The organism is Variovorax sp. W1I1 (assembly GCF_030815625.1).
GTDB classification, from domain to species: domain Bacteria; phylum Pseudomonadota; class Gammaproteobacteria; order Burkholderiales; family Burkholderiaceae_C; genus Variovorax; species Variovorax paradoxus_C.
In genome coordinates, this window is sequence record NZ_JAUSWZ010000001.1 from 4775680 (window position 1) to 4789020 (window position 13341).

At 66.6% G+C, this 13341-nt stretch carries 11 protein-coding genes; 4 read left to right on the forward strand and 7 right to left on the reverse strand.

The genetic code is table 11. The features are described from left to right. Positions 1-38: 38 nt before the first annotated feature. Positions 39-710 carry a cytochrome c gene (locus tag QFZ83_RS22455; RefSeq protein ID WP_307510193.1) on the reverse strand — a complete coding sequence of 224 codons (672 nt, stop codon included), beginning with the start codon at positions 708-710 and terminating at the stop codon, positions 39-41. A gap of 70 nt (positions 711-780) precedes the next feature. Here QFZ83_RS22455 and yihA point away from each other — a divergent pair, with 70 nt between their 5' ends. Continuing rightward, on the forward strand, positions 781-1539 hold the full coding sequence (yihA, locus tag QFZ83_RS22460; protein WP_307510195.1) for a ribosome biogenesis GTP-binding protein YihA/YsxC: 759 nt from the start codon (positions 781-783) through the stop codon (positions 1537-1539). 83 nt (positions 1540-1622) lie between these two features. Continuing rightward, the gene (locus QFZ83_RS22465) at positions 1623-2534 is read left to right on the forward strand and encodes an alpha/beta fold hydrolase (RefSeq protein WP_013539676.1); all 912 of its coding nucleotides are present in this window, start codon (positions 1623-1625) and stop codon (positions 2532-2534) included. 78 nt (positions 2535-2612) lie between these two features. Here QFZ83_RS22465 and QFZ83_RS22470 read toward each other — a convergent pair whose 3' ends face one another. Next, complete coding sequence (locus QFZ83_RS22470; RefSeq protein ID WP_307510198.1) at positions 2613-3497, reverse strand: lipid A biosynthesis acyltransferase; 885 nt, start codon at positions 3495-3497, stop codon at positions 2613-2615. After that, positions 3494-4390 (reverse strand): lysophospholipid acyltransferase family protein, encoded by an 897-nt coding sequence (locus QFZ83_RS22475; RefSeq protein ID WP_307510200.1) that lies wholly within the window; start codon positions 4388-4390, stop codon positions 3494-3496. The genes QFZ83_RS22470 and QFZ83_RS22475 overlap by 4 nt, the downstream gene beginning before the upstream one ends. 217 nt (positions 4391-4607) lie before the next feature. Between QFZ83_RS22475 and metK the strand changes: the two genes are divergently transcribed. Then, entirely contained in the window at positions 4608-5792 is a 1185-nt protein-coding gene (metK, locus tag QFZ83_RS22480; RefSeq protein ID WP_013539673.1) for a methionine adenosyltransferase, read from the forward strand. Between the two features lie 21 nt (positions 5793-5813). Here metK and QFZ83_RS22485 read toward each other — a convergent pair whose 3' ends face one another. From QFZ83_RS22485 to QFZ83_RS22500, 4 genes are all read right to left on the reverse strand, one after another. Continuing rightward, positions 5814-7949: a TonB-dependent receptor gene (locus QFZ83_RS22485; RefSeq protein WP_307510202.1), complete on the reverse strand. Its 2136-nt coding sequence runs from the start codon at positions 7947-7949 to the stop codon at positions 5814-5816. 79 nt (positions 7950-8028) lie between these two features. Continuing rightward, on the reverse strand, positions 8029-8232 hold the full coding sequence (locus tag QFZ83_RS22490) for a hypothetical protein (RefSeq protein WP_013539671.1): 204 nt from the start codon (positions 8230-8232) through the stop codon (positions 8029-8031). Next, positions 8229-9428 carry a PepSY domain-containing protein gene (locus tag QFZ83_RS22495; protein ID WP_307510203.1) on the reverse strand — a complete coding sequence of 400 codons (1200 nt, stop codon included), beginning with the start codon at positions 9426-9428 and terminating at the stop codon, positions 8229-8231. Before QFZ83_RS22495 ends, QFZ83_RS22490 begins: the two co-directional genes overlap by 4 nt. 32 nt (positions 9429-9460) lie before the next feature. Then, positions 9461-11506: a TonB-dependent siderophore receptor gene (locus QFZ83_RS22500; RefSeq protein ID WP_373424161.1), complete on the reverse strand. Its 2046-nt coding sequence runs from the start codon at positions 11504-11506 to the stop codon at positions 9461-9463. 235 nt (positions 11507-11741) lie between these two features. On the opposite strand from QFZ83_RS22500, the gene QFZ83_RS22505 reads away from it, so the two are divergent. Next, a complete protein-coding gene (locus QFZ83_RS22505; RefSeq protein WP_307510207.1) occupies positions 11742-13331 on the forward strand; it encodes a phospholipase D family protein in 1590 nt (529 codons plus the stop codon). Positions 13332-13341 lie beyond the last annotated feature (10 nt).

Here is a 13341-nt window from a genome sequence, read left to right on the forward strand (position 1 = left end):
TTGTTGTCGGCGGTTAGTTCACGCTGGAAAGCGCGGGGTCAGCGCAGGCCGGCGATGTAGTCGGCCACGGCCTTGATTTCGCGGTCGTTGAGCTTGGCGGCAACGCCGGTCATCGGCAGGCTGTTGTTGCGCACGTTGTCGCGGAAGGCGGTGAGCTGGGCAACGGTGTACTCGGCGTTCTGGCCACCCAGGCGCGGGTACTGGGCGGGAATGCCGGCGCCGTTCGGGCTGTGGCAGCCGGCGCAGGCCGGGATCTGGCGATCGCCGATGCCGCCGCGGTAGATCTTCTCGCCGAGGGCGATGGTGTCCTTGTCTTTCGAGAAGCCCGTCTTCACCTTCTTCGAACCGACGAACCAGGCGATGTTGCGCATGTCTTCTTCGGACAGCGCCGAAGCCAGCGGCTTCATGATTGCGCTCTTGCGGGCGCCGGACTTGAAGTCCTGCAGCTGCTTGAGGATGTATTCGGGATGTTGTTGCGCCAGCTTCGGGTTGGCCGCGATGGCCGAGTTGCCGTCGGCGTTGTGGCACGAAGCGCAGCTCTGGCTGTTGGCCGGCGTTGCGTTGAACACCGTGTCGCCCTTGGCGGGATCGGGCTTGGCCGGCTTGGCCGCTGCCGCCGCGGGGGCCGCTGCATGTTCATCGGCTGCAAAACTCGCGCTGACTGCACTACCCAAGAGGGCTGCAAGCAGAATATTGGCAAACAACTTCATATCGGGGGCTTAGATTTATGGCGCAAAACCCCGCGATTCTACAATGGCGCCCCGTTCCGAAAGCCCATTGATGACCTCCCCGCGCGCCAAGTCCGCCGCTTATCCCCCCCGCGCGGCCCCCGCCGCGGACCCGCAGGTCGCCGAACGCGAGCGCGTGGCCCTCGGCTGGTTGCACACCGCCCACTTCCTCACCAGCGCTCCGCAACTGGAACACCTGCCTCCGGTCGACCTTCCGGAGATCGCTTTCGTCGGCCGATCGAACGCCGGTAAATCGACCGCCATCAACACCCTCACGCAGCAGACGCGCCTGGCTTTTGCCTCGAAGACGCCGGGCCGCACGCAGCACATCAACCTGTTCGGCATCGGCAAGCAGAAGGTCGACGATGCGGTGCTGGCCGACCTCCCCGGCTACGGCTACGCGGCCGTGCCGAAGGAAGCCAAGCTGCGCTGGCAGCGCGTGATGGGCAATTACCTCATCACGCGTGAAAGCCTGCGAGGGGTTGTCCTGATGTGCGATCCGCGCCACGGTCTGACCGAGCTCGACGAGATCCTGCTCGATGTGATCCGCCCGCGCGTGCAGCAAGGCCTCAAGTTCCTCATCCTGCTGACCAAGTCCGACAAGCTCACGCGCAGCGAAGCCGCCAAGGTGCTGTCGATTACGCGACTCCAGGCCGGCGGCGGCGAGGTCAAACTGTTCTCGGCGCTGAAGAAGCAGGGCGTCGGCGACGCAGCCCAGTTGCTCTGGCAGTGGGTGCATCCGGAAGGTGGCGCTGCGCCGGCCCAATCGCAGGAGCCGCAGGAAACACCGGAGCCACCGGAAGAAACCTGAGGCCGAACGGCTGCATTGACCGTCCCGCCTGCTCAGCTCACTATCAAAAAAATAGCGACAGTCAACCCAAGGAGACACGAAGCATGATCGAGACCTTCCAACGCAGCCTGCCCAACGGCACCACCCTGAGCTGCCGCGCGAGCGGCAAGCCGGGCCAGCCGCTGATGGTGTTCCTGCACGGCTTTCCCGAGGCCGCGTTCATCTGGGACGAGCTGCTCGATTACTTCGCCGACCCCGCCCACGGCGGCTACCGCTGCGTAGCGCCCAACCTGCGCGGCTTCGAGAAATCGAGCGCGCCGACCGAAGTGGCCGAGTACAAGGCACACCTGATGGTCCAGGACATCCAGCAGCTCGTCGCCACCGAAAGCGCCGACGGCAAGATGGCCGCGCTGGTCGCTCACGACTGGGGCGGCGCCTTCGCCTGGGGCTACGCGAACGCGTTCCCGGCGCAGATCGGCAAGCTGGTCATCATCAATTCGCCGCACCCGGGCACCTTCACGCGCGAACTGCGCAACAGCGCAGCGCAGCAGCAGGCCAGCGCGTACATGAACTTCCTCGCGCGTCCCGACGCCGAAGCGCTGCTCGCGGCCGACGACTTCAAGCGCATGTGGCCCTTCTTCACGCTGATGAAGGCCGGCCCCGACGGCTTCGGCTGGCTGACCGAAGAAGTGAAGCAGCAGTACCGCGAGGTCTGGGGCGCGGGCCTCACCGGCGCCTGCAATCTGTACCGCGTGACGCCGATGAAGCCGCCGCTGCCGGGCCAGACGATCGACGGCATTCCGGTGCTGCCGCACGAACGGCTCACGGTGAACGTGCCGACCTTCGTGTTCTGGGCGCTGGACGACGCGGCGCTGCTGCCGGGGTTGCTCGATGGGCTCGAGGACTACGTGCCGAAGCTCGAGGTCAAGAAGGTGCCCAACGCAACCCACTGGATCGTGCACGAGCAACCGCAATTGGTCGCGCGGGAGATCGAGGCCTTCCTGCAGCGAAACTGATTCCTGGAAGCCGTTCGGGCTGAGCCTGTCGAAGCCCTGCGCGGCGCTTCGACAAGCTCAGCGTGAACGGATTGGCCTTCAGTAGATTTTCGGCTCGCCGTCAGGGCGGGTCTTGAAGCGGCGATGCACCCAGTAGTACTGCGACGGCATCGTGTCGATGTAGCCCTGCAGCCGCTCGTTCATGAGGGCCGTGTCAGCCTCGACGTCGTCGGTGGGGAAGTTCTGCCACGCCGACTTCACTTCGATCTCGTAGCCGCCGGGCGTGAGCTTCGCCACCACCGGCACCACCTTGGCCTTGCCCAGGCGCGCGAAGCGCGAGAGCGAAGGCACGGTCGCGGCTTGCACGCCATAGAACGGCACGAAGATCGTCTGGTCGCGGCCGAAGTCCATGTCGGGCAGCAGGTACAGCAGGCCGCCCTTGCGCAGGCCCGAGAGCACCGGCTTGATGCCGTCCACCCGGTTCAGCGCCGCCACATCGCCGAAGCGCGTGCGGCCTTCGCGGATCCAGGCATCGACCATCGGATCGCGCTGGGTTGTGTAGATCGTGGCCGACGGACGCGCCGTGTGCATGGTGAGCGCGGTGGCCGCGGCATCGAGGCCGTAGAAGTGCGGCGCGAACAGGATCATCGGCACATCGCCCTCGGCGATCTCGCGGATCTCGGACTCGGAGCCCACGATCTTGAGCCGGCTCGCCACCACCTTCTCGGGCGCATGCCAGAGCCAGCTGCGGTCCAGCCATGACTGCGCGACGAAGACGAAGGTCTCGCGTGCGATGGCTCGGCGCTCGGCCTCGGATTTTTCGGGGAAGCAAAGCGCGAGATTTCGGTCGACCACGCGCCGCCGCGGCACGGCGATGGTGTGCAGCACGCGGCCGAGGATCTTGCTGAAGCCGCGCACGAGCGGCAGGGGCAGCGGTGCGAGCACCCGCATGAAGCCGATACCCAGTCGGGAGCTGAGGCTCATGGCGTCTGCTCCCCGGCGACGGCCGCGACGGCCCGGTCGGCGCGCGGCTCCTTGTAGCGCGCGTAGTCCCAGACGTACTGGCCGGGCAGGCTGCGGATCAGGCGGCCGATGCCGTCGTTCATTGCTGCGGCCGCTTCTTCGACGGTGGCGTTCGGGTCGGTCAGCGCCGTCCCCACGATGGGCTCGAAGCGGATCACGTAGCCCGCGCCACGCGGCAGCCGCTCGCACACGCTGAGAAAACACGCCGCACCGGTCTGCTGCGCGAGGCGCGGGAGCAAGGTCATGGTGTAAGCGGGCCGACCGAGGAATGGCACCCACACGCCCTGCCCCATCGGCGGCACCTGGTCGGGCAGGATGCCGGTGTAGCCGCCGCTGCGCAGCGTGCGGATCAGGCCGCGCACGCCGGTGTTGTTGGTCGGCAGCGTCTGCAGGCCGGGCCGGTCGCGCGAACCCGCGGCGATCAGGTCGGCCATCCACTTCTTGCGCGCGGGGCGGAACAGCGCGGTGATCGGCCCGAAGGCCTCGAAGAAGCGCTCGCCGATGGCTTGGCCACACATCTCCCAGCTGCCCAGGTGCGGCGCGACCAGGATCACGCCCTTCTTCGCCCGCATGGCGGCCTCGAAGGCCTCGACGCCTTCCCAGCGCACGACGCGGGGCAGCACGCTTTCCCCTTGCGGCCGCAGCCACAACCAGGGCAGCTCGGACGCCATGTGACCGGCGGCGGCGATGGCGGGACGGTATTGATCGGGCGAGAAGCCCGCGCTTTCGGCATTGGCCTTGAATCGGCGTCGGTAGTCCGGCGCAGAGAACCAGACCAGCCAGCCCAGCATGGCGCCCAGGCGATGCATCAACGGCATCGGCACGCGGGCGAGCAGGCGAAACAGGGTGATCATTGAACGGGAAAGGGAGTCAAAAAACGGACGCGCGCGCATGGTATTGCGCGGCTCTAATAGAATGCAAATTGTCGCCGAGTTACGGAACAACTTGCAGGGCGACAAACCACAAGCGCAAAGCGATTGTGTTCCGCCGATTCCCCGGCATCTGCTAAAGCGTTCGCCAGGGCTCCGCAGAGTTGGCAACGCGCCAATCAACTTCAAGGAGCTTTGAAAAATGGCGAACGACTTCCTCTTCACTTCCGAATCCGTCTCCGAAGGCCACCCCGACAAGGTTGCTGACCAGATCTCGGACGCCATCCTGGACGCGATCTTCGAGCAGGACCCCCGCAGCCGCGTGGCCGCCGAGACGCTGACCAACACCGGCCTCGTGGTGCTCGCCGGCGAAATCACCACCAACGCGCACGTCGACTACATCCAGGTCGCGCGCGACACCATCAAGCGCATCGGCTACGACAACACCGAGTACGGCATCGACTACAAGGGCTGCGCGGTGATGGTCTGCTACGACAAGCAGTCCAACGACATCGCCCAGGGCGTGGACCACGCCTCCGACGACCACCTGAACACCGGTGCCGGCGACCAGGGCCTGATGTTCGGCTACGCCTGCGACGAAACGCCCGAGCTGATGCCCGCGCCGATCTACTACGCGCACCGCCTCGTGGAGCGCCAGGCCCAGCTGCGCAAGGACGGCCGCCTGCCATTCCTCCGTCCCGACGCCAAGAGCCAGGTCACGATGCGCTACGTGGACGGCAAGCCCCACAGCATCGACACCGTGGTGCTCTCCACGCAGCACAGCCCCGACCAGAGCGAGACCTCGACCAAGATGAAGGCCTCGTTCAACGAAGCCATCATCGAAGAGATCATCAAGCCCGTGCTGCCGAAGGAATGGCTGCAGAACACGCGCTACCTGATCAACCCGACCGGCCGCTTCGTCATCGGCGGCCCGCAGGGTGACTGCGGCCTCACCGGCCGCAAGATCATCGTCGACACCTACGGCGGCGCCTGCCCGCACGGCGGCGGCGCGTTCTCGGGCAAGGACCCGTCGAAGGTCGACCGCTCGGCCGCCTATGCCGCGCGCTACGTGGCCAAGAACATCGTGGCCGCGGGCCTTGCGCGCCAGTGCCAGATCCAGGTCGCGTACGCGATCGGCGTGGCGCAGCCAATGAACATCACGGTCTACACCGAAGGCACGGGCGTGATCTCGGACGAGAAGATCGCCGAACTCGTGCGCGAGCATTTCGACCTGCGCCCGAAGGGCATCATCCAGATGCTCGACCTGCTGCGCCCGATCTACCAGAAGACCGCCGCCTACGGCCACTTCGGCCGCGAAGAGCCCGAGTTCACCTGGGAAGCGACGACGCAAGCGCCCGCACTGCGCGCGGCAGCCGGCCTCAAGTAAGTAGAAAAAGACGGTGGGTCGTCAGAAGCGGTACGCACCGCTCAGACCCACCGTCCAGTTACGGCCCGGCGCGGGCTCGTAATAGCGCGCATTGCCCTCGTTGACGATGACCGAGCCCACGTAGCGCCGGTCGAACAGGTTGTCGACACGCGCGAAGGCGTTGAACTCCCAGCGCTCCCATTTCTTCAGATAGCCCGCGTACAGCGCCGCGACGGCATAGCCCGGCGCGCTCGCGGTGTTGACGTCGTTCGCCTGGATACGCCCGAGCGCGCGCATCTCGACACCGGCGCGCCAACCCTCGGGCGGCACCCAGCCCAGCGATGCGAACAGCGACTGCCGAGCGATGCCCGGAATGCGGTTGCCGCCCGCCACCGTGTTGGCTGCCGCACAGGGTGACGGCGAGCAGAAGGCATCGCGGTACGTCGCATCGAGCCACGTATAGGCCAACTGCGTGCGCCAGTGGTTCAACGTCTCGTGCTGCCAGCCGAGTTCGAAGCCGTTGCGCCGTGTGCGCCCTGCGTTCTGGAAGGTCGCGCGGCCGCCGACGTTGGCGTCGGTCACGATCTCGTCGCGCGTGCGGGTCTGGAACAGCGCCGCTGTCAGCAGCCCGCCAGCGAGCCGCGCCTTCGCGCCCAGCTCGATGCTGTCGTTCACCGATGGCCGCAGCGCGAAGTTGAGGCCGCTTGCGCCGCCCGAGCGGTACGAGAGTTCGTTGAGCGTCGGCGTCTCGAACCCGCGGCCGATGGAGCCGTAGAGCGCGAGGTCCGGCGTTGCCTGGTAGCGGAGCGACGCCACCGGCAGCGTCTTGCTGTAGCGCGCGGTGCCGCTGTCGTCGCGGTTCGCGCCCACGATGTAGCGATCGTTCGATGCGAAGTGCACGCTGCTGCGGCGCACGCCGGCCTCGAGCGTCCAGCGCTCGGTCAAGCGCCAGGTGGCCTGCGCGTAGGGGTCGAGGTTCCAGACCTCGTTGCGCTCGCTGCGGCGCAGGCGCCCCTGCACGCCCAGCAGCGGGTTCACGACGCTGCCGAGGTAGTTCTCGTAGCCGCGGCGGCGTTCGCGCAGGCTGTCGTAACCGAGCCCCGCCACCACATCGAGCGGCCGGTCGGCGAGTTGCAGCGCGGCGGTCCAGCGCACATCGACGCCGCCGTACTGCCGCGAGAGATCGATCACGCCGCCCGCATGCAGCGGGTTCTGCTGCGCCGAGGGCGGGATCGACTGGTACTGCGTGGTCTTGCGCTCGCCGCCGTAGACCATGAAGCGCAGCCCCTGCGTCGCGTCGATGCGCCGCTCGTAGAGCAGGCCGAGTTGCGTCTGTTCGACCGTCTTGCGCGTGTCGTATTGCGTCGCGAGCGGCGCGCTACGGGGCGCTCGCGCGTACTGGTCGGCGGTCAGGCCCAGCGGGTCCTGCGCGTCGATGCGCACGCTGTTGAGCACGAGCGTGAGCTTGTCGCCGTTGTCCAGCGCAATGCCCAACTTGCCGTTGGCGATGTCGCGCCGCGCGGCACTGTGCTCGCGCCAGCCGTCGGTGTGGAAGCGGCTCGCGCCCAGCAGGTAGTCGACGGCGCCCTGCGAGCCGCTGATCTGCATCGACTGCCGCCACGTGCCGAAGCTGCCGCCGGCCACGGCATACGAAAGGCGCGGCGCACCTTCGCCCGATGCGGTGAAGGCCTGCACCACGCCGCCCGATGAGTTGCCATAGAGCGCCGAGAACGGCCCGCGCAACACCTCCACACGATCAACGGAGCCAATGTCGATGTTCGACGTCTGCCCCTGCCCATCGGGCAGCGTGGCCGGAATGCCGTCGACGTAGAGCCGCACGCCGCGCACGCCGAAGGTCGAGCGCGCGCCGAAGCCGCGGATCGACAGCTGCAGGTCCTGCGCGTAGTTCAGCCGGTTCTGCACCTGCAGCCCCGGCACGGCGCCGAGGCTTTCGGAGAGATTGACCTGCAGGCGGCTGTCGCGCATCTCTGCACCGTCAATGCGGTCGACCGAGCCGGGGACGTTGAAAGGTGCCACCTCTCCGCGCGGCGTGGAGACGGTGACCTCCCGCAACTGGCCCTTCGCCGTTTCGGCTGGAAGCTCCTGCTGCTGGGCATGTGCGGCGAAGGGAACGCCCAGGATCAACAGGCGAAAGGTGGTGGCGAATGCAGCGGTCATTGCACCGATTCTGCGTCGGTGCGGCGAGCGCCCTGCCTATCGGGAACCCGACCGGCGCCGGGCAACGGAACCCGCGGAATCAGTCCGCCGGCGCGCGGCGCCAGCCGTACCAAGCGCACACGACGACCGGAATGCCGAGTGCGACCCAGGCCAGCATGTCGCCGAACCCGCCGTCGCTGAAGAGCGCGGAGATGAGACCGATGGTCGTCAGCACACCGAGCACGATCGGCCATCCCCACATGCGCCAAAACGACTGGTGCGGCGTCTTGTGGTGCGTCGTCATGCCTGCACCTTCATGGCCGGTGCCGGGTCGGGCTGCGCGCCCGATGCAGTGGGCGGCGCGCGCTCCGAAGCGGGCGAAGCCGAAGGCGTCTTCGCAGGCACTGCCTTGCCGCGCTTGAGCCACAGGTAGAGCCCGCTGCCCAGCACGATGATGGTCGCGATGTCGAGCAAGGCCCAGAGGATCTGCATCGGCATGCCGCCGTAGTCGCCGAAGTGCAGCGGCTGCGACACGAGCAGCGCCGTCAGGTACCACGGCATCTTGGGCGCCGCAGTTACCTCCGTGGTCTTGGCATCGACCAGCACCGGCTGCAGCAGCTTCGAAGTGAAGGGCTCGTTGCCGCGCAGGAAGAAGGTCGTATGGTGCGGGCTCGAGAACGCGGTGCCGGGGAAGGCGATGAACGACAGCTTCGTGCCGGGCGCGCGCTGCATGGCCACTTCCATCGACCGCTGCACCGAGCCGCGCTCGGCCACCGCCACCGTCGGCTGATCCTTGTAGGGCGCGAGCAAGGTGCTGAGCTGGTCGTACTGCCAGTACTTGATGACCAGGTCCGCCCACGTGTTGATCATGCCGGTGGAGCCCACCACGAACAGCCACACCAGCGTGACGACGCCCAGCAGGTTGTGCAGGTCGAGCCACTTCAGGCGCGGGCGTTTCTCGCGCCGCACGGTGCCAAAGTCGAGCTTGCGCATGAACGGCGAATACAGCACCACGCCCGAGACAATGGCCACCAGCAGCAAGAGACCCATGAAGCCCAAAAACAGCTTGCCGGGAAGCCCCGCGAAGAGGTCGACGTGCAGCTTGAACATCACGTACATGAAGCCTTCGTCGAACTTCGGCTGAGCGAGCACGACGCCCGTGCGCGCGTCGACCGCGACCGACTTGAAGTCTTCGGTAGGCGCGGGGGTAGGCGTGAGCGTGACGAACCACAGTCCATCGTCGTCCTCGGGCTGCGAGGCGAACTGCACCACGCGGTCGGGATGCTTCGCCTTGGCGATGTCCAGCACCTTGTCCAGGCTGATGCGCGGCGTGTTGGCCGGCATCTTCGGCGCCTCGACCTCGGTGCCCAGCAGGTGCCCGATCTCGTGATGAAAGATCAGCGGCAGCCCGGTGACGCACAGGAGCAGCATGAACACCGTGCACACGAGGCTGCTCCACTTGTGCACCCAGGCCCAGGTCTTGATCTTTCGGCTGTTCATGTCGTTGCGGCTGTGTGGGTTGAAGGCGGAGTCTAGAAGCGGTAGGTGGCGCTCGCGACGATGTTGCGGCGCGAACCGTACCAGCAGTCACCGCGCGACAGGCAGGTAGAGAAGTACTTCTTGTCGGTCACGTTGTTGACGTTGAGCGCATAGCGCCAGCTCGCGGTGTCGTAGGCGAACACCAGGTCGGCCAGCACAACGCCCGGAATGCGGGGACCGGTGCCGAACTGGAGGTCGCGGAACGAGCTCATCGCCCGCACGCCGGCGCCGGCCGAGAAGCCGCTCACGCCGCCGATGGCGAATCTGTACTTCGCCCAGACGCTGGCCTGGTGCTTGGGCAGCCCTTCGATCTGTACGTCGGCATCGGTGTAGTTGTAGTGCGCGATCACGTCGAGGTTGGAACCGATCGAGCCCTTGGCCTCGAGCTCCACGCCCTTGGTCTTGGTGAGGCCGCGCTGCGAGAACACCTTCGGCTGCTCCTCGACGATCTGGTTCTTTTCGCGCAGGTCATACACCGCGGCGCTGAAGGCCAGGGCGCGGCCCTTGGGCTCGTACTTCAGGCCCACTTCCCACTGCTCGCCGCGCAACGGCGTGAAGATGCGCCCCTCGCGCGGCGACTGCGGCGTGAATGACTCGCTGTAGCTCACATACGGCGACCAGCCCGAAGGCGACGCGTACATCACGCCCAGACGCTTGGTGGTGGCGCTGCTCTTCTGCTCTTCGCTGCCGACGGCGCTGGAGGAAGCCCGGTCGTGGCGCAGGCCCGCCACGAAGATCCAGTTGTCCAGCTTGATCTGGTCCTGCAGGTAGATGCCCGTCTGGCGCTGGCGCGTGCGCGGCAGCGCGGTGGCGTCGGGCACGTCGCGGTGGCCATAGACCGGTGCGTAGACGTCGATGGTGTCGACATTGGTGCCGCTCCAGACGTTCTCGCGCTGGCGTGCGAAGTCCGCGCCCACCAGCAGCGTGTGCTTGAGGGCGCCGGTCTGGAAATGGCCCTCGACGTGGTTGTCCAGCGTCTGGGTGCGGTTGAGCGTCAACTGGTTGTCGAAGTAGCGGCCCAGCACGCGCTTGAAGATCGGATCGCTGGACCAGCTGTCGAACCCGCTGAACGCGGCGCCATAGTGGTACTGGTTGGCGTTTTCGTTCTGGGCGTAGCGGAAGTTCTGTCGCACGGTCCAGCTGTCGTTGAACTTGTGCTCGAACAGCCAGCCGAAGGTCTTGCGCTCGCTGTTGTAGAAGTCGCCCGGCTCGCCGATGAAGCGGCTGCCCGGCAGCCGCCCGTTGGGGTTCGGCAGCAGCGTGCCCTCCCACGGCAAGAACTGCGAGCTGCTGCCGCTCTTGTCCTTTTGCCACAGGCCTTGCAGCGTGAGCGAGGTCGCCGCATTGGGCCGCCAGGTGAGCGAAGGAGCGATCAGGCTGCGGTCGTCGGGCACGTAGTCGACCTGGGTGTCGGACTTGCGCTGCAAGGCGATCAACCGGTACGAGAGGGAACCGTCGGCATTGAGCGGCCCGGTCAGGTCCGCCTGGATCTGCTTGCGGCCGAAGCTGCCGAACTGCACGCCCACTTCGCGCTGCGCTTCCTGCAGCGGCCGCTTGCTGACCATGTTGACCACGCCCGCAGCCGTGCCCGCGCCGAACAGCATGCCCGAGGGGCCACGCAGCACTTCGAGCCGCTCCAGCGTGTAGGGGTCGGTACGGGTGGTGCTTGTGTAGTAGCCGTAGGCTTGGCGCAGGCCGTCGAGATAGACGTCGGGGTAGGCGCCGCGCACGCGCACGGAGTCGGTCCGAGAGTCGAGGCCGTAGGCGTCGGAGCGCACGCCGGCGGCATAGTTGAGCGCGTCCTGCAGGTTGTTCGCGCCCTGATCGACGATCTGGTCGCGCGTCACGACGGTGACGGATTGCGGCGTTTCGGACAGTGGCGTGTCGGTCTTGGTGGCGGTGACGGCGTTTTTCGCGCGATAGCCGATGACGGGCGTCGTGGCGGTTTCGGCTTCTGCATTCGCATCGACCCGCACTTCCGGCAGCGAACCCTGGGCTCCCGTCTGGGCCAACACCTGGTGTTGCATGTAAACAGCCATGCATCCCACCAGCACCGAGGCGGCTCTCTGCCGCACCAACATCCTCTTCATTCCAGCCTCACTCCAAGTGTTTATCAAATGTCAATTAAGAAGCATTCTCATTTTAGTAGGTAGAAAATCTCAATCTGTCCAATCCCCAAGCGCGGCAAAGGGGTTGCGTTGCGCATTTGCATCCTCGGCGCGGGGCAGAGCGGCTACGATGCCGCGGGCACATTTCTCCGTGCCGGCAGGTCTCATGCACAAGCTCATTGCCTTTCTGATTCCTGCGTTGCGCGCACCGGTGCTGCTGCTGATCGCCCTTGCACTGACGGGTTGCGCCGGGCTCCCGCCGCGCACGCCCGAACCGCCGAGCCAGGCCATCGCAGCCTCCCCCGCCACCGCGCTTGGCCGCGCCGCCATCAGCCTGAACACGCCGCCCGACGGACTCTCGAGCCTGCGGCCGCTGATCGAGGCCTCCTACGCCCTCGATGCGCGGCTGGAGCTGATGCGGCGCGCCCAGTCTTCGCTCGACGTGCAGACCTACCAGCTGGGCAACGACAAGACCGGCCGGCTCCTGCTGCGGGAGCTGCGCAACGCCGCGCGCCGCGGCGTGCGCGTGCGCCTGCTGCTCGACGATTTCTACACGGCCGGCATGGACCGCCTTCTGCTGGGCCTGGCCGCCGAGCCCAACGCCGAAGTCCGCTTGTTCAACCCCTTCGTCAACCTGCGCGACCACTCCTCGGGCCGCTGGTTGGAGTTCTTCGGCGATTTCCGGCGGCTCAACCACCGCATGCACAACAAGTTGTTCGTGGCCGACGGCGCCATGGCCATCGCCGGCGGCCGCAACCTCGCCGACGAGTATTTCCTGCGCAGCGAGAGCGCGAATTTCATCGACTTCGAAGTGCTCATGGCCGGCCCGGTGGTTCGGGAGTCGGCAGCGATTTTCGACACCTACTGGAACAGCGACGTCGTCTACCCGCTGCAGCGGGTCGCCGGCACCAGCCGCACGGCCGACGAACTGAAGTCCGCCTTCGACGCCGACACCTCCCCGCGCTACGCCCCGCCGCCCGACCCGCTGCCCGCCACCGACCTCCTGGGCGACCCGCCGCTGGCCGCGCAACTGGCGAACATCGACGAGACGAAGTGGATGCGCGCCGAAGCGCATGCCACCGCCGACAGCCCCAACAAGGCCCTGGGCGTCATGGCGCACCCCACCGAATCGCTGGCGCAGCGCTTCCATGAAATGCTGGCCACCGCGCAGTCGAACGTGGTGGTGATCTCGCCCTATTTCATCCCGGGCGACGAGGGCATGGCGCGTATCCGCATGGGACGCGAGCACGGGATCAACATCACGGTCATCACCAATTCGCTTGCCGACAGCGACGAACCGCTGGTCAACATCAACTACAACCGCTACCGCGTCGACATGCTCAAGCTGGGCGTGAATCTTTATGAGGTGAGCACGCAGCAGCTCAGGCGCAGCGGCCAGTTCCGCGACCTGCTCAAGAAGGCGCGCGGCCGCCTACACGCCAAGCTGGCGCTGGTCGACCGCCAATGGGTGCTGCTGGGCTCCATGAACCTGGATCCGCGCTCCGCCCTGCTGAACACTGAATTCGGCGTGCGCGTGCGCAGCTTCGACCTGACGCAGGCCCTGCTCTTCGCCTACCAGCTGGACGACATCGAGGGCGTCTACCGCGTGGTGCTCAAGCCGGACGGCCAGAACGTGCAATGGGTCGGCACCGGCGACGTCACCAACGAAGTGCTCGACAGCGAGCCGGATTCGAGCATGCTGACCCGGCTTCAACTGCTGCTTTTTTCGTGGTTCGTGCCGACCGACCAGTTGTAGCGGCCCGCCG

What these genes read in the sequence shown, in the direction of transcription:
- QFZ83_RS22475 (WP_307510200.1), bottom strand. Translation starts at nt 4,390, where the DNA reads ATGATCACCCTGTTTCGCCTGCTCGCCCGCGTGCCGATGCCGTTGATG.
- QFZ83_RS22455 (WP_307510193.1), bottom strand. Translation starts at nt 710, where the DNA reads ATGAAGTTGTTTGCCAATATTCTGCTTGCAGCCCTCTTGGGTAGTGCA.
- QFZ83_RS22495 (WP_307510203.1), bottom strand. Translation starts at nt 9,428, where the DNA reads ATGAACAGCCGAAAGATCAAGACCTGGGCCTGGGTGCACAAGTGGAGC.
- QFZ83_RS22490 (WP_013539671.1), bottom strand. Translation starts at nt 8,232, where the DNA reads ATGACGACGCACCACAAGACGCCGCACCAGTCGTTTTGGCGCATGTGG.
- QFZ83_RS22465 (WP_013539676.1), top strand. Translation starts at nt 1,623, where the DNA reads ATGATCGAGACCTTCCAACGCAGCCTGCCCAACGGCACCACCCTGAGC.
- QFZ83_RS22485 (WP_307510202.1), bottom strand. Translation starts at nt 7,949, where the DNA reads ATGACCGCTGCATTCGCCACCACCTTTCGCCTGTTGATCCTGGGCGTT.
- QFZ83_RS22500 (WP_373424161.1), bottom strand. Translation starts at nt 11,506, where the DNA reads ATGGCTGTTTACATGCAACACCAGGTGTTGGCCCAGACGGGAGCCCAG.
- metK (WP_013539673.1), top strand. Translation starts at nt 4,608, where the DNA reads ATGGCGAACGACTTCCTCTTCACTTCCGAATCCGTCTCCGAAGGCCAC.
- QFZ83_RS22470 (WP_307510198.1), bottom strand. Translation starts at nt 3,497, where the DNA reads ATGAGCCTCAGCTCCCGACTGGGTATCGGCTTCATGCGGGTGCTCGCA.
- QFZ83_RS22505 (WP_307510207.1), top strand. Translation starts at nt 11,742, where the DNA reads ATGCACAAGCTCATTGCCTTTCTGATTCCTGCGTTGCGCGCACCGGTG.
- yihA (WP_307510195.1), top strand. Translation starts at nt 781, where the DNA reads ATGACCTCCCCGCGCGCCAAGTCCGCCGCTTATCCCCCCCGCGCGGCC.